The sequence below is a fragment of the Pseudomonas sp. A genome (genome assembly GCF_056270345.1).
This window is the reverse complement of the sequence record NZ_CM149873.1, coordinates 5,440,581-5,455,449: the sequence shown is the minus strand read 5'-3', so window position 1 is coordinate 5,455,449 and position 14,869 is coordinate 5,440,581. Positions and strand designations below refer to the sequence as shown.

Annotated in this window: 16 protein-coding genes; 12 read left to right on the top strand and 4 right to left on the bottom strand. The window is 66.6% G+C overall.

Going from position 1 to position 14,869, the window contains the following annotated elements; genetic code table 11:
• The first annotated feature begins 9 nt into the window (after nucleotides 1-9).
• From gspG to AC0MAZ_RS24305, 7 genes are read left to right on the top strand one after another with little or no spacing between them, the layout of a single operon-like run.
• A complete protein-coding gene (gspG, locus tag AC0MAZ_RS24335) occupies nucleotides 10-444 on the top strand; it encodes a type II secretion system major pseudopilin GspG (RefSeq protein WP_028691608.1) in 435 nt (144 codons plus the stop codon).
• Nucleotide 445: 1 nt separating this feature from the next.
• Nucleotides 446-988, top strand: a complete 543-nt coding sequence (gene gspH, locus AC0MAZ_RS24330; protein WP_232855934.1) for a type II secretion system minor pseudopilin GspH — start codon at nucleotides 446-448, stop codon at nucleotides 986-988.
• Nucleotides 985-1,353: a type II secretion system protein gene (locus AC0MAZ_RS24325; RefSeq protein WP_475859474.1), complete on the top strand. Its 369-nt coding sequence runs from the start codon at nucleotides 985-987 to the stop codon at nucleotides 1,351-1,353. The genes gspH and AC0MAZ_RS24325 overlap by 4 nt, the downstream gene beginning before the upstream one ends.
• A complete protein-coding gene (locus AC0MAZ_RS24320; protein ID WP_475859472.1) occupies nucleotides 1,350-1,940 on the top strand; it encodes a prepilin-type N-terminal cleavage/methylation domain-containing protein in 591 nt (196 codons plus the stop codon). Before AC0MAZ_RS24325 ends, AC0MAZ_RS24320 begins: the two co-directional genes overlap by 4 nt.
• A complete protein-coding gene (locus AC0MAZ_RS24315) occupies nucleotides 1,937-2,998 on the top strand; it encodes a GspL/Epsl periplasmic domain-containing protein (RefSeq protein WP_475859471.1) in 1,062 nt (353 codons plus the stop codon). The genes AC0MAZ_RS24320 and AC0MAZ_RS24315 overlap by 4 nt, the downstream gene beginning before the upstream one ends.
• Complete coding sequence (gene gspM, locus AC0MAZ_RS24310; RefSeq protein ID WP_232855931.1) at nucleotides 2,995-3,381, top strand: type II secretion system protein GspM; 387 nt, start codon at nucleotides 2,995-2,997, stop codon at nucleotides 3,379-3,381. Before AC0MAZ_RS24315 ends, gspM begins: the two co-directional genes overlap by 4 nt.
• Nucleotides 3,378-4,037, top strand: a complete 660-nt coding sequence (locus AC0MAZ_RS24305; RefSeq protein WP_475859469.1) for a hypothetical protein — start codon at nucleotides 3,378-3,380, stop codon at nucleotides 4,035-4,037. The genes gspM and AC0MAZ_RS24305 overlap by 4 nt, the downstream gene beginning before the upstream one ends.
• 1 nt (nucleotide 4,038) lies before the next feature.
• Here AC0MAZ_RS24305 and AC0MAZ_RS24300 read toward each other — a convergent pair whose 3' ends face one another.
• From AC0MAZ_RS24300 to AC0MAZ_RS24285, 4 genes are all read right to left on the bottom strand, one after another.
• On the bottom strand, nucleotides 4,039-5,727 hold the full coding sequence (locus tag AC0MAZ_RS24300) for a ShlB/FhaC/HecB family hemolysin secretion/activation protein (protein ID WP_442800009.1): 1,689 nt from the start codon (nucleotides 5,725-5,727) through the stop codon (nucleotides 4,039-4,041).
• 246 nt (nucleotides 5,728-5,973) lie between these two features.
• Nucleotides 5,974-10,023 (bottom strand): hemagglutinin repeat-containing protein, encoded by a 4,050-nt coding sequence (locus AC0MAZ_RS24295; protein WP_475859467.1) that lies wholly within the window; start codon nucleotides 10,021-10,023, stop codon nucleotides 5,974-5,976.
• Nucleotides 10,024-10,257: 234 nt separating this feature from the next.
• The gene (locus tag AC0MAZ_RS24290; protein ID WP_186713920.1) at nucleotides 10,258-10,821 is read right to left on the bottom strand and encodes a L,D-transpeptidase family protein; all 564 of its coding nucleotides are present in this window, start codon (nucleotides 10,819-10,821) and stop codon (nucleotides 10,258-10,260) included.
• 20 nt (nucleotides 10,822-10,841) lie between these two features.
• The gene (locus AC0MAZ_RS24285; protein ID WP_475859464.1) at nucleotides 10,842-11,396 is read right to left on the bottom strand and encodes an NUDIX hydrolase; all 555 of its coding nucleotides are present in this window, start codon (nucleotides 11,394-11,396) and stop codon (nucleotides 10,842-10,844) included.
• Nucleotides 11,397-11,533: 137 nt separating this feature from the next.
• On the opposite strand from AC0MAZ_RS24285, the gene AC0MAZ_RS24280 reads away from it, so the two are divergent.
• The 5 genes from AC0MAZ_RS24280 (at nucleotide 11,534) to purT (ending at nucleotide 14,798) form a co-directional block, all read left to right on the top strand.
• A complete protein-coding gene (locus AC0MAZ_RS24280) occupies nucleotides 11,534-12,133 on the top strand; it encodes a CoA pyrophosphatase (RefSeq protein WP_203651018.1) in 600 nt (199 codons plus the stop codon).
• A gap of 42 nt (nucleotides 12,134-12,175) precedes the next feature.
• On the top strand, nucleotides 12,176-12,700 hold the full coding sequence (locus tag AC0MAZ_RS24275; protein WP_203651020.1) for a gamma carbonic anhydrase family protein: 525 nt from the start codon (nucleotides 12,176-12,178) through the stop codon (nucleotides 12,698-12,700).
• Complete coding sequence (locus tag AC0MAZ_RS24270; RefSeq protein WP_110738362.1) at nucleotides 12,690-12,887, top strand: DUF1289 domain-containing protein; 198 nt, start codon at nucleotides 12,690-12,692, stop codon at nucleotides 12,885-12,887. Before AC0MAZ_RS24275 ends, AC0MAZ_RS24270 begins: the two co-directional genes overlap by 11 nt.
• Nucleotides 12,888-13,029: 142 nt before the next feature.
• Nucleotides 13,030-13,497 (top strand): VUT family protein, encoded by a 468-nt coding sequence (locus AC0MAZ_RS24265; protein WP_050704194.1) that lies wholly within the window; start codon nucleotides 13,030-13,032, stop codon nucleotides 13,495-13,497.
• Between the two features lie 119 nt (nucleotides 13,498-13,616).
• Nucleotides 13,617-14,798 (top strand): formate-dependent phosphoribosylglycinamide formyltransferase, encoded by a 1,182-nt coding sequence (gene purT, locus AC0MAZ_RS24260; RefSeq protein WP_050704195.1) that lies wholly within the window; start codon nucleotides 13,617-13,619, stop codon nucleotides 14,796-14,798.
• Nucleotides 14,799-14,869: the final 71 nt, after the last annotated feature.

Below are 14,869 nucleotides of genomic sequence, written 5' to 3'. Positions count from 1 at the left end.
AGACCTTTCATGCAACAACGACGCAACCGCCAAGGTGGCTTCACGCTGATGGAAATCATGGTGGTGATCTTCATCATCGGCCTGCTGATCGCCGTGGTCGCGCCCAGCGTGCTGGGCAACCAGGACAAGGCTATGAAGCAGAAGGTCATGGCCGACCTTGCGACCCTGGAGCAGGCGCTGGACATGTACCGCCTGGACAACCTGCGTTTCCCCAGCAACGAGCAGGGCCTGGCGGCGCTGGCGAAGAAACCGACCCAGGAACCGCTGCCACGCAGCTGGCGCAGCGATGGTTACATCCGCCGTCTGCCGGAAGATCCGTGGGGCACGCCATACCAGTACCGCATGCCCGGTGAGCATGGCCGGGTCGATGTCTATTCGCTGGGCGCCGACGGTGTGCCGGGTGGTGAAGGGCTCGATGCCGACCTGGGCAATTGGGCGCTCTGAAATGCCTGCCCGAAATGAGCGCAACTGCGTGGGAGCGGGCTTGCCCCGCGATGGCAATGTTGGCCATGCCACCGCCATCGCGGGGCAAGCCCGCTCCCACGCTGTCGCGATCCAACAGCGCGGCTTCAGCCTGCTCGAACTGCTGGTGGTGCTGGCCATCGCCGCGCTGATGACCAGCCTTGCGGTGGCCTGGCTCGACAGCGGAAGGAGCAGCGTCGACCAGACCCTCGACCGCCTGGCCGCCGCCACCGTGGCCCAGGCCGACCTGGCACGTCATGCCGGGCAACTGCGGGGGATCCGCTGGAACGGCCAGCGACCTGAGTTCGTGCGCCGCCAAGGTGATCAATGGCAGGTGGAAACCGTGGCCTTGGGCGATTGGCCCAAGGGCCTGCGCCCGGACTGGCCGGCCAGCCAGACGCCCGCGCTGCTGTTCACCCCTGATGGCTGGGCCCGCCCGGGCACCGTGCGCTGGCGCTGGGCCGAGGGCGGCCGGCGCTGGGACTGGGACCGCAGTGGCCAGTTGCGCGTGAGCGTGATGCCATGAAACGCGGGCAACGGGGGTTCACCTTGCTCGAAGTGAGCGTGGCCCTGGGCATCGCCGCGGTCCTGGCGGTGATCACCAGCCAGGTCCTGCGCCAGCGCCTGGCTGTGCAGGACACCGTGCAGCAGCATCGCCTGGGCCTGCTGTGCGCCCGCGAGCTGCAGGCACGTTTCGCGGTCGAGCAGTACTGGCCGGTGGCCAACCAGGACAGCGGCGTGCTGGTCGAGGGCGGGCAGGCCTGCCATTGGCAGCTGCAGCTGCGCCGTACCGGCGTGCGCGACCTGCGCCGTGGTGAGTTGCTGCTGCATGCCGACCGCGGCCAGCGCCTGCCGCTTGGGCAGTACACCGTGTTCCTGGAGCGGCCATGAAGCGGCGCCAGGCGGGCATGACCCTGATCGAGCTGCTGGTGGCCCTGGCCCTCACCGCCTTGCTCGGGGTGTTGTTGTCGGCGCTGGTCAACGGTTGGCTGAAGGTGCGCGAGCGGCTCGACGAACAGGTGCGCGAAACCGGCGTGCTGGATTTCTGCCTGGCCCTGGAGCGGCGCTTCGACAGCCCGGTGTTGCGCCGTGTGTATGAACAGCGCCTGCCGCTGGCGCTGCGCTGGCTCGACTGGCAACCCGACCGCCGTCAACTGCTGTGGGTGGCCGCCGCGGCTTGGCCCCAGGCCGAGGGCGGCTCGCGTCTGCAACGCCAGCGCCTGCGTTTCGAGCTCCGCGAACAACGCCTGCTGCTGGAAACCTCGGCCGACCTCTACGCCGCCGCAGCCCCGCAATGGGTGATGCGCGAGCGGCTGGAGCGGGTCAGCGCGATGAACATCCTCTACCACCAGTCCGGCCGCTGGCTGGCCTGGCCTTCCGAACAACCGACGCACCCCGGGCGGGGTGTGCGCGTGGAGCTAGTGCGTGATGGAGCACCGTTTACCTGCACCTTCGTTCTGCCCTGGGGGCGCTCATGAAGCGTGAATGGCGCCGCCGGGCGCCGGCACAACCCTGGCTGCTGCTGCGCCCAGGCGAGGTCTGGGAGTGGCTGCTGGTAATCCAGGGACGCCCCGTGCGCGAGGGACTGGGGGAACCACCGCCAGGGCTCGAGGCGCGCGTCGCCCTGATCGTCCCCGGCGAGCATTGCAGCCACTTCCAGCTGGCCGCGCCACCCGGGCTCAAGCGCGAGGAGTGGCCGTTGCTGGTCGAGGACCGCTTGCTGCAAGGCGTCGATGACGTGCTCTGTGCCCGTATCGGGCACCACTCGGGGCAGGTGCGCTTGCTGGTGGTGGCGCGGGCGAGGCTGGACGAATGGCGTGCGCAGTGCGCCGCCTGGGCGCTGCCGCTGGAGCGTTGCTGGGCTGAGTTCCAGCTGCTGCCCGACAGCGTGGGCGCGGCGGGTTGGCATTGGCGGCGAGGGACGATGAGCCTGTACAAAAGCCAGGCACATTGGTTGGCCTGGCCGCAGGTGCTCGGCCTGCCGCCGGCGTTGGACGGGCTGGCCGATGACGCCGAATGCATCGAGGGCCCATGGCCAGAGGTGCTGGCGCCGCTCGATGGCCTGCCGGGGGTGTTCGAGGCGCGACGTGCCCGCTCACGCCCGCGTTTGCAGGGCGGGCAATCGCGCCTGGCCGTCGCCTGCCTGGCGCTTGCCTTGGCATGGGGCGGGCTGTGGTGCGCGCAACAGTGGCGACAGGCCCAGGTCTATCGCGCCCAGGTGCTGGCGGTGACCGGTCCCCAGGCGACACCACGCCAGGCGGCGCTGGCGCTCAAGCGCCTGTGGGACCACGCCGGTGAAAGCCAGGTGCGCCTGCGTCTGCTCGACGCGGTGCAGGCGCAGGTCCATGCCTGGTTGAGCGATCACCCTGGCTGGCAGGTGCGGGCGGTGCGGTACGACGGCCAGCGCTGGCACCTGGAGCTGGAAGGCGAGGGCGACGTCGCGCCCTGGCACGACATGGCCACGGCGATCGGCGTGCAGGTCCAGGTGGAAGACGAGGCGCGTCGCGTGGTGTTCGACCTGGGGAGCGCAGCATGAACCGCGAATGGTTGCAGCAGCATCGGTTATCGCTGGCCTGGGGCGCCGTCGCGCTGTTGGTTGTGCTGCTGGCGCTGCGCGAGGGTAACGCCTACTGGCGCGAACAGGCGCAGTGGCGGGCGCTGGCCGAATCGCTGACGGCGCCAGCACAGCAACCCGCATTGACCCTGGAAGAGTTGCACCAGTCGGCCCAGGCGCGACGCATCGAGCTGGCCGAGGTGCAGCCCGAGGACGAAGGTTGGCTGGCGCGTGGCAAGGTGGCCGATGCCCAGGTGCTGCAAGGCTGGTTGCAGGCCCTGCGCGATGATGGCGCGCAGCCTTTGCAGTGGGGGCTGGAGCGAGACACCGAGGGGCTGCGCTTTACCGTGCGGCTGCGGCCATGAACCGGCGGGCTGGGCTGTGGGTGGCCTTGGTGTTCTGCCTGACACTGTTGACCGAGCTGCCGGCACGCTGGCTGGTCGCGGGGGTTGGGCTACCGGCCGAGGGCGTGAGCGGCAGCCTGTGGCAAGGGCAGGCCGTTCGGCTGGGTGCGGCAGGCCCGGTGCAATGGACGTGGCGACCGTGGCAGCGCGACCTGCAGGTGCGGTTGGTTTTTCAAGGCCAGGGTTGGCAAGGGCGCCTGAGCGGCTGGCCGTGGCGTTGGCAGGCCGGGCTGCAGGCAGTGGGCTCGCAGCCCAGCGCTGCCCTGGGATACCGCCTGACTGGGCAGTGGCAAGGGGGCATCAGCCTGCAAGGCTCGGGGCAGCGTTGCCTGGCCGCTGAAGGGCGGATCACGGTGGCCGATCTGGCCTTGAGCGCCCCGTGGTCCCTGGGATTGGGGCAGGGGACGCTGGAAATGGACTGCCGCCAGGGCTGGCGGCTGGCTGCGGGGCTGGTTCGCCAAGGTCAGCACCAGCTTGGCCTGGAGGCCGACCTGGTGGCACGGCGGGCGCAGCTCGACTTCGCAATATCGGCTGACGCCGGCCTGACACCGGTGCTGCGCGGCCTGCAATGGTTGGGGCCGCAAGACCGCGTCGGGCAGCGCCGGCTGAGCTGGTAGCTCAGAGGTTCAGGGACCACTGCGCGACCCAGAAGCCTTGCTCCAGCGCCTTGCGTGGTCGATCGCTGGCATACAGCCCGCGCTGGTAGTCCAGGCGCAGCTGGCTGTGCGGCAGGCTCAGTTCGACGCCTGCCGAGGCACCGACCAGGCGCTGCGACGGGCTGGTGCGTGCGTAGCGGGCCCAGCCCAGGTCCAGGCCTGCGGTGGGGCGCACCTGTACCGGCAGCGGCAGTGGCTGGCTGAAGGTATTGCGCCAGGCGCCGGCACTGGCGCCGGAGACGTTGTGCTGGCGGAAACCACGCACGGCCGAATGGTCGCTGAGTGACATCTGTTCGACGGCAGGCAGCACATGGGTGCTGTATTGCAGCGCCAGTTCGCTCTGCCAGCGCCACGGCCATTGGGCGGGGCCCTGGCGCAGGTGCAGCAGGTTGGCGCGGTACTTGGTGAAATCTGGTCGTGGCGCCTGCTTGTGGGCGAATGGGCGGTCGGCGCCGAGCCAGTGCATGCCCTGGCTCAGCCCCAGGTAGGCGTTCCACAGCCCGCCTTCGAGCCACAGCAGGTTGAGCCCGGCCTCGACGGTGGCCAGGGTCGGGCTCTGCAGGGCCAGCACGGCGGGGCCGAAACGGTTGACCAGTTGCTTGCGGTCGAGCCGGGCGCTGGCGCTGAGCATGCCCTGGTGATTGCGCCACAGCACGCGTTCGGCGCCGAGGCCGAAGAACTCGCTGCGGCCGTTGCTGGCATAACGAGTGTTCGGGATCGGCGCGCGGTAGCGCATGCGGCTGACGTTGAGGGTGAAGGTCCAGCGGCCATGGGGCAGGCTGTAGTACAGGCTGGTCCCTTTGCTTTGCCCGGGCGCGCCGAACACCACCGAGCTAAGCGACAGGCGCAGGTCGTCGTTCAGCCCCAGCGGGCTGTCCAGGCCAAGGCCCAGGTTGAGGCGGTGGCGGCCGGTGAGCTCACCGCCGCGGTTGTCGAGGAGGGCATCCAGATGCACGGGCGAGGCGGCCCGTCGTGGTTCGATCATGACACGGGTGCCACCGCGCAACTCACCTGGCAGCAGGGCCATCTCCAGGTCATAGGCGCGCAGCCGGTTGAGCTGGTCCAGACCCTGTTCGAGGTCCGGCAGATACAGCGGCTGGCCAAGCTGGCCGGGGAACGCGCCGTGCAGCGAGAGTGGCAGGTCGGCGCCAGCGAGCTCGATCGACTCGATGAAGCCTTCGACAATGACGATGTCCAGTGGCGCGCCGTGCTCGGGCGGGCTGGCCACATAGGGGCGGCTGGTGGGGTAGCCGGCCTCGACGTAGTGCTGGGTCAGGTGCTTGAGCAATCGGTCGATATCGGCGACGCCCATGCATGAGGAAGACACTGCGCGCACGCTCGATTCCAGCTGCCGCGTATCGAGTGTGCGGTTGCCAGCCAGGCGCACGCCGCTGATTGCCCAGCAGTGCTGATCGGGCGCAGTTAAGGTTGAGTCGGTGGCCTCCAGGGCGGTGGAGGGCTGGGGACGTTGCCAGCGATCGAGGCGCTGTTGCTGTTCCAACTGCCGCAGCTTCTGCTGCTCGTTGCGCAGTTGCTGACTGGCCGGATCGGCCTGGGCCAGGGGCATTGCCAGTGCGAGGCAGGCGAGCAGCAGGTGAATGATGTGTCGTGTTTCGACGGTTGAGTGGAGTCTTTGTCTGGTCATTGGCATCTGGTCTGGTCACGGAGCCGTTGTGCAGGAATCGGAGTTCGCAGGTAGTCCGCGTGCCCTGTGGGAGATCGCCCAGCCCTTGGGATACGCTGTCGCGCAAGGAACTGTTATCTCTGTGGGAGCGGGTTTACCCGCGAACACCGGCGGAGCCGGTGCCAGGCACCGCGTTGGATTCTTCGCGGGTAAACCCGCTCCCACAGGATCAAGCTAAATCAATGGGTTATGCGTTTTTCCATAGGGGCTGGCTCAGTACCTGCGACCCTCCTCGATCTTCGAGACGTACTCGACGCTGCGGTCGTGCCCGCTGGTGCGGACCAGGCCGAGATCGAGTGGCTTGTCACCGTTGTCGGCACCGTCATTGCCCGTGACCTTGTCCTTGATGAACGAGAACAGGGTGCCTGCCAGGTCGACCGGCGAGAACGAGGCATCGACCTTCACCTTTCGCTCATGGTCACGACCGTTCAAGGTCTTGCGCGAAACGCTACTTTCGCCAAGCTCGACCTGGCCTTCGCTGGCGCGCAGCGTGGCGCCGACCAGGCGGGTTTCGCCGCCGACTTCCAGGTCGATGCCGTGCGTTGCGGACAGCGTGGTCTGCTGGTTGACGGTGTCGTTCTTGCGCTGGGCGTACTCGGCCTTGAGGGACGGTGTGAACTTCGCGGTGATCTTGCTCCAGAGCGCACCAGCAATTTCCCCGAGGTTGCCGCTTGCGAGCGTCTCCAATGGGCTGCTCGACTCGTCAGTGCCTTGCGTGGATGCCTTCTGGGTCAGGCTGGCGTCGATGTCGAGGACCAGGCTGTCGACCTGATCCTGGCGGCTGGCGACCAGCAGGTCACCGCCGACCTTGCCTTCGATCCGCTTGGCCTGCACCTGGGCACCTTCGACGCGGGTATCGCCCTGGCTGCGCAGGTCTACCAGGTCGGCGCGCAGGTTGCTGTCGTGCCAGGTGGTGTTGTTGCGCTTGTCCAGCTTCAGGTCGACCTGGCCGTTGATGCCGCCCAGATCCAGGGCCGCCAATTTGAGGCCGCCGCCGACTGTGACGGCGAGATTGTCGTGATGCTCGGTGTTCCTGGCCGCCTCGATCAGCAGGCCACCATTCTGGGCATCCAGGCCAATCCGCTCGGCACTGGCCTGCAGCCCTTGCACCTGCAAGGCGACATCTTCGCGGGCAAGGCTGGTGAGCTGCACCGCGCCCTTGCCGGTGAACTGCGCGCCAACAGCCATGCTGGCCTGTTCGTTGACCCAGCCAAAGGTGCCGTGGCCACCCAGGGCACCACCGGTGGCGCTACCTGTGACATCCAGGCCGCCACCCCAGGTCTTGCCCTCGCTTTTGCGGGTGTCGTGGGCAGCGGTCACTTTCAGCACGCCGTCGCTGTGCAAGCGGATATCGCCTTCACGGCTGTCGATACGGGTGCCTTGCAGGTGCATGTCGCCTGTGCTGGACAGCTCGATCGTGCCCTTGCCGTCGATCTGCGCCACCCTTGCCTTTTCGGTGTGTTGCGTGAGTGTGCTGTGCTTGAGGTTGCCGTCCAGCCCGCCGTTGGGGCCGAGCAGACCGGTACCACCTTTGGCTGCCAGACCGGCCTCGAATTTGGTGCTGCTGCTGGAGGTGTGATCCTGGGCTGCGGCAAGGGTCAGGTCGCCGCTGCTTTCCAGGCTGACCGCACCCTCTTCACTGGCGATGTAGGTGCCTTGGTAGTGGCCTGCGCGTTCAAGCTGCACCTCGATGCCGCTCTTGCCACGCAGGCTGCCGACACGGGCGAGCGATGCTTCCTCTTTTTGTGTCAGGTTGGAGCCTTTGCCTTCGAGCCTGGCGTTGATGTCCGTGGCCAGGGTGGTGTCCACCCGCAGGCTGCCGCCCCCGGTGATGTACTTGACCTCACGGGTCTTGCGGTCGTTGGCGGCCAGTGCCTGGTGCTCTCCGGCCTCGATTCGCAGGCTGCCGGTCCTGGCGTTGTAGTCGGTGCCCTCGTCCTTGATGTGGTCGGCCTTGACCCGGACATCGGCGCCGTTGAAGGTGCTGACCTGCGCGGTACTGTCGATGTCTTTCTGCAGGCGGGTCTGGTGCCCGATGGCCAGTTCGGCGCCGGTCTTGGGCAGGGCCAGTTTGTCGATCACCGTAGAGGGACGTGCACTTTCGGCTTGCTTGCCGGTGAACAGCCGTTCGATAGGGCGGGTGATGCGCTGGTAGTCGGTGCTGATGCCGAGGCTACCGTCCCATTGGTTCAGGCTGGTTTCGGTTTCCCGGATATTGGCGACCGCGCGGTTGTCGATACGCTCGGCGTTTACGTGCAACGTACGGCTCGCTTGCACATTCGCCGCCTCGGTGGTCAGTTGCCGGGCATCAAGTCGCAAGTCGCCGCTGGCCTGCAGGGTGCTGCGGCGCACGTTGCTTTCGCGTTCGATCAGGCCGGCTGGGCCACGGTAGGCATCGATACCCAGGCCCAGGCGGTCCATGCCGCCGGTGACGGCCAGCGCGGCGCCGGTACGGGTGTCGATGGTTTGTCGGGCCACGCTGTCGTGGGCGGCGGCGAGTTCGATTTCGCTGGCCGAAACCTCAAGGCTCCCGGCGTTCGCCTTTATCTCGGAGCCACTCACCGTCAGTTTCTGCCCTGTGCGCACGGTTACGCCGGCGCCACTGATGCTGCTGGCAACCTGGTGCGTCTCCGAGGTCTGCTCGTCGCTGTGCAGGGCTTCGTAGCCCACGCTCGCCGTGTACTGGCCCGAGCTTGGCTGGCCATCCTGCCCGGGCTGGGTCCGCCCGGCGCTGGCGGTGAAATGGCGCTTGCCAGTGGACCGCTCGGTACGGGCGTTTTCCTCGGCGCTTTCGATGGTCAAGTCACCGTTGGCGTCGAGCGCGATTGTCTTCTCGGCCTCGAGCCTGGCTGCGCGCAGTTGCAGGTCGCCGCCGGCACTGGCAACCAGGGTGTCGGCCTTGAGCGTGCTGGATTTTACTTTCTCGGAGTAGGACTTGCTGTCGATGCCCGTATTGTTCAGGTAGACGCGATGGTTGAGCCGCTCATCGACCTGCTCGCTGTCCACGCCGGCATCAATGGTCATCGTGCCGCCACTGCGCAGCTTTAGCCCGTTATCTGCATTCAACTGCACGGCGGTCAGGTGCAGGTCGCTGCCAGCTTGCAGGTTGATGCTGTCTTCGGCGCGCAGCCGACTGCCCAGTTGCTCGCGGCGGGTCGTTTTGGTATTGCCGTCGAACGCTTCGGTAGTGATGAACGCCCACTCTTTCTTCCAGCTGGTAGGATCGTCCAGCACCTTCTCCCGGGTGACGGTGTCCAGGGTCAGTTTCTTGCCGGCATTGACCTCGATCTGCCTGGCCTTGCCCTGGGTGGCGGTGAGCCGCAGGTCGCCGGCGGCGTTCAGGTCGAGCTTGCCGGTATTGCTGGTGAGGCTGGCCTGGCGCCTGTCGCTGCCCTGCACATGCAGGTCTCCGGCGGAGTGGATGATCAGGTCACGGTCCGCCAGCAGGCTGGCGTCACCGACCTGCACACCGGCGCCTTCGGCAGTGCTGACGATACGGATGCGACCGCCTTGCATGGCGCCGAGTAGCTTGGCATCGATGGAGGCACTGGCGGCGGGCAGGTGCTCGAGCACTTCGCGGTTGCCGGCATCGATCCGGTTACGACCAACGGTCAGGTTCAACTGGCCCTGGGCCAGGAGTGGCCCCTTGCTGTCAATGCGTGGGGCGATCAGGTCGAGGGCGCCCCTGGCGTTGCTCTGGCCGCCTCCCAGTACCTGCAGGGTGGCGCTGGCTTCGCGGCTGTCGAGGTGCTTGAGCTGGCCGTCCTGGATGTCGACATTGCCGACCAGGAAGCCGGCGCGGGTGGTGTTGATGAAGCTGCCACCGTTAAGCGTGATGCCATTGGGGTTGGCGAGCAGGTAGTCGGCCTTCTGGCCGAAGATTTCCTGCGCGCCTTCGATCCGCGAGGCGTTCTGGCTGACCACCTCGTTGAGGATGGTCGAGGCGGCCTGGCCCTGGAACTGCGGGTTGGCGCCCAATTGACCGGCCAGTTGCGATTGCCCGGCCTGCAGGGCGTTGTTCAGTACCAGCCCTTGCTTGCCATCGTTGTAGTCGAGGAACTGGTTGTGCGACAGGCCGCCGGCATTGGGCGCGACGATGTCGATCACCGGCACGCCGTGGCCATTGTCGATGATCGGCGTGCCACCCGGGCCGGGCGTCGGCGTCAGGGCGCCCTGCGCCTCGACCTGGGTGCTGCCCAGCAGGGCGAGAAAGACGGCCCAGCGTAGGGTGTCAGGCCTGGTCTTGGGTGTAGGGATTTGCATGGGAACCTCGCAAGTGATGTATGAAACAGAGAAATCATTTGCGGGAATTTTAAGAATGCCGGTGATGGCATTTGTATGGCTCAAAGCCATCGCCTTGTGGGAAGGAAGGCTATTGTGTGCGTAGGAAAAGTGAGCGGTTATGCGTCGAAAGGGAATATCGGCGGTGAAAGACAAAGGCCTGCCCCGCGAGAGCGGGGCAGGCCTTTGTTGTAATCGAAAGCTGTCGAGGGTGGTTCAGGGCCGGATTTCAATCAGCGTGCCGTCCTTGACCATGCTCCATACCTCACGCATGTCGTCGTTGCGCATGGCGATGCAGCCCTCGGTCCAGTCGAGGGTGTGGAAGTACCACTCTGGGTACTCCTCGTTGATCGGCGTGCCGTGGATCATGATCATGCTGCCGGCGGCCACGCCTTCGTTGCGGGCCTTGGCGGCATCGGTGATGTTCGGGTAGGAGATGTGCATGGCCAGGTTGTAGCGGTCGCTGACCTTGCGCCAGTCCAGCCAGTACAGGCCTTCGGGAGTCTTCTTGTCGCCCTCGCGCTCTTTGGCACCCTTGGGCTGCTTGCCCAGGGAGATGCGGTAGGTCTTGAGCGGCTCGCCACGGCTGATCAATTGCAGGCGGCGTTCGGACTTGATCACCAGCACCTTGTCGATCAGTCGCTCCTGCTGGGCGCTGCCAGCAGCGGGCTGGACCGGCGACGGCACGGCCGACGGCGTCTTGCGGATGATGGTCTCGGTGAAGGCGGCTTGCGACACCGAGGCGACACTGAGGCAGAAGAGGGCAAGCAGCCAGCGCATGAAACCGTATCCCTGAAGACTTAAGTGGTGGACGACGAAACGTTCATCGGCGGCAGGTATTCATGGCCTATCGGGTAGTGCTGCCTGATGCGGTCGCGATAATAGCATTCTAGTGTGCGTGTGACGGTGCGGAAAGCCAGCTCGCCCCAGGGGATCTCGTGCTCCTCGAACAGGCGCACCTCCAGGCTCTCGACCCCCACGGCAAAGTCCAGGTCGGCCAGTTCGGCGCGGAAGAACACGTGCACCTGATTGATGTGCGGCAGGTCGAACAGCTGGTACAGGCTCATCTCGGCGACCCGGGCGCAGGCTTCCTCGATGGTTTCGCGACGGGCGGCGGCATCCAGGGTCTCGCCGTTCTCCATGAACCCGGCGGGCAGGGTCCAGAAGCCCCGGCGCGGCTCGATGGCGCGGCGGCACAGCAGCACCTGGGAGCCCCAGGTGGGCAACACCCCGGCGACGATGTTGGGGTTCTGGTAGTGGATGGTCTGGCAATGGTCGCAGACATACCGCAGGCGGCTGTCGCCTTCGGGGATCCGCTGGGTGACCGTTTGGCCGCACGCGCTGCAGAATTTCATGCTTACATTCATTCCTATGGGGTCGGACTATCTTGGCGCGCCCGGCCCGCCCACCGCAAGCGGCCTGCGGGCGGGGCTTGGGTGCCTCGCGGCTTTGGTGCATCATGCACGGCAGGCCTTGGACACGAGAGTGCGTAATGCTGGACGAGCTTCTTCGCCGAATGAGCAACCATACCCCCGCGTCACTGGAGACGGATCGTCGTTTCCCCGAAGCGGCGGTGCTGCTGCCCATTACCCGCAGCGAAGAGCCGGAGCTGGTACTGACCCTGCGCGCCAAGGGCCTGTCGACCCACGGCGGCGAAGTTGCCTTCCCTGGCGGGCGGCGCGATCCGGAAGACCCCGACCTGGTGTTCACCGCCCTGCGCGAGGCCGAGGAAGAAATCGGCCTGCCGCCGGGGCTGGTCGAGGTGATCGGGCCGCTCAGCCCGGTAATTTCGCTGCACGGCCTGAAGGTGACACCGTTCGTCGGTTTGATCCCCGACTATGTCGAGTACCGCGCCAACGACGCCGAAATTGCCGCGGTGTTCACCGTGCCGCTGGCGTTCTTCCGCCAGGATCCTCGCGAGCACACCCACCGCATCGATTACCAGGGGCGCAGCTGGTACGTGCCCAGCTACCGTTACGGCGACTACAAGATCTGGGGGCTGTCGGCGATCATGATCGTCGAGCTGGTCAACCTGCTGTTCGATGCCGGCATCAGCCTGCACCACCCACCCGAGCGTTTCATCAAGAACTGAGTGGGGCACACCCCGCCGGCTTCAAACCGTGAGGAGCGATACATGAAATTCCGCCTGGGCGACCTGCGGGTCGATACCCATCCTGAGAGCTGGACCGCGCCCAACGCCACGCTGATCGGCAAGGTGCGCCTGCAGGCCCGCGCCAGCGTGTGGTTCGGCGCGGTGCTGCGCGGCGACAACGAGCTGATCGACATCGGCGAGGACAGCAATGTCCAGGACGGCACGGTGATGCATACCGACATGGGTTCGCCGCTGAACATCGGCAAGGGCGTGACCATCGGCCATAACGCCATGCTGCATGGCTGCAACGTGGGCGACTACAGCCTGATCGGCATCAACGCGGTGATCCTCAACGGGGCGCGTATCGGCAGGCACTGCATCATCGGCGCCAACGCGCTGATCCCGGAAGGCAAGGAAATTCCCGACGGTTCGCTGGTGATGGGCTCGCCGGGCAAGGTGGTGCGTGAACTCACCGAGCAGCAGAAGCGCATGCTCGAGGCCAGCGCCGCGCACTACGTGCACAATGCCCAGCGCTATGCGCGCGAGCTGGTGATCGATGAAGACTGACGAACGGCCCGTGGCCTCGCCCTGCGTCAGCATCTGCGCGCTGGACGAGCAGGACATCTGCACTGGGTGCCAGCGCACGGTGGACGAGATCACCCGCTGGGGGCGGATGGACAACGAGCAGCGCCGGGAGGTGCTGAAGAAGTGCCACGAGCGGGCGCTGGCGGCCGGGCTGATCATCGGATCGTAGAATCTGCGCGGGCATCTTCGCGGGTAAACCCGCTCCCACAGGGATCGCACCCCTCCTGTGGGAGCGGGTTTACCCGCGAAGAGTCTGGCGTTGACTTTAAATTCAAGTACTCTGTGCGGCTGGCCCACCGAACACACAGACCATGTTCTATCTCATCGCCTACATCAGCAGCGTGGTGCTGATCAACTACGCCTTTTCCAGCGCGCCGCACCTGGACGTGATCTGGTCCGCCTGGGGCGGGCTGGTGTTCATCCTGCGCGACATGGTGCAGACCCGCTACGGCCACGGCGCGCTGCTGGCCATGCTGGTGGCGCTGGTGCTGTCCTACGCGACGTCGGAGCCGGCCATCGCCCTGGCCAGCGCCACCGCGTTCTTCGTCTCCGAACTGATCGACTGGCTGGTGTTCAGCGTCACCCGCCGGCCCTTGCGCGACCGCCTGTGGTTGAGTTCGGCGCTGAGCATCCCGGTGGACACCTTCATCTTCTTCGGCATGATCGGCGCGTTGACCCCCGCAGTGATCGGCACAGCGCTGGCCTCGAAATTTGCCGGGGTGACGGCGGTGTGGTTGATCATGGCCTGGCGGGCACGGCGCGCGGCGCTGGCCGGCTGATCATCGTCGCGGCTATCGCGGGGCAAGCCCGCTCCCACGGAATCTTGTAGAATAGCGGTCCATTTTTCAGCGGGCGGCAGCCAGCGTGGCGCGGCCCCGGACGCCTTCGAGGACCTGAAATGACCCGTATCGGAACCCCATTGTCGCCCACCGCGACCCGTGTACTGCTGTGCGGCTGCGGCGAGCTGGGCAAGGAAGTGGTGATCGAGCTGCAGCGCCTGGGTGTCGAGGTGATTGCCGTGGACCGTTACGCCAATGCGCCGGCCATGCAGGTCGCGCACCGCAGCCACGTGATCAACATGCTCGACGGCGTCGCCCTGCGTGCGGTGATCGAGGCCGAGAAGCCGCACTACATCGTGCCCGAGATCGAGGCCATCGCCACCGCCACGCTGGTCGAGCTGGAAAACGAAGGCTTCAACGTGGTGCCCACCGCTCGTGCCACCCAGCTGACCATGAACCGCGAAGGCATCCGCCGCCTGGCGGCCGAAGAGCTCGACCTGCCGACTTCGCCGTACCACTTCGCCGACACCTACGAGGACTACGCCAAGGCCGTGGCCGACCTGGGCTACCCGTGCGTGGTCAAGCCGGTGATGAGTTCCTCGGGCAAGGGCCAGAGCCTGCTGCGCGGCGACGATGACCTGCGCAAGGCCTGGGACTATGCCCAGGAAGGCGGGCGCGCCGGCAAGGGCCGGGTGATCATCGAGGGCTTCATCGACTTCGAGTACGAGATCACCCTGCTGACTGTGCGCCATGTGGGCGGCACCACCTTCCTCGCGCCGGTCGGCCACCGTCAGGAGAAGGGCGACTACCAGGAGTCCTGGCAGCCCCAGGCCATGAGCCCCAAGGCGCTGGCCGAGTCGCAGCGCGTGGCCCAGGCAGTCACCGATGCGCTGGGCGGGCGTGGCCTGTTCGGCGTGGAGCTGTTCGTCAAGGGCGACCAGGTGTGGTTCAGCGAGGTCTCGCCGCGTCCGCACGACACCGGCCTTGTGACCCTGATTTCCCAGGACCTGTCGCAGTTCGCCTTGCATGCCCGGGCCATTCTCGGCCTGCCGATCCCGGTGGTGCGCCAGTTCGGCCCGTCGGCTTCGGCGGTGATCCTGCCGGAAGGCCAGTCGCAGCAGACCAGCTTTGCCAACCTCGGCGCCGCCCTGAGCGAGCCGGATACCGCTATTCGCTTGTTCGGCAAGCCGGAGATCAACGGCACCCGGCGCATGGGCGTGTGCCTGGCGCGCGACGAGTCGGTCGAGGCGGCCCGGGCCAAGGCGACCCGTGCTTCGCAGGCGGTCAAGGTCGAGTTCTGATCTGAAACGATCGCGGGGCAAGCCCGCTCCCACGCCAGTATCAGTCTGGCGTGGGAGCGGGCTTGCCCCGC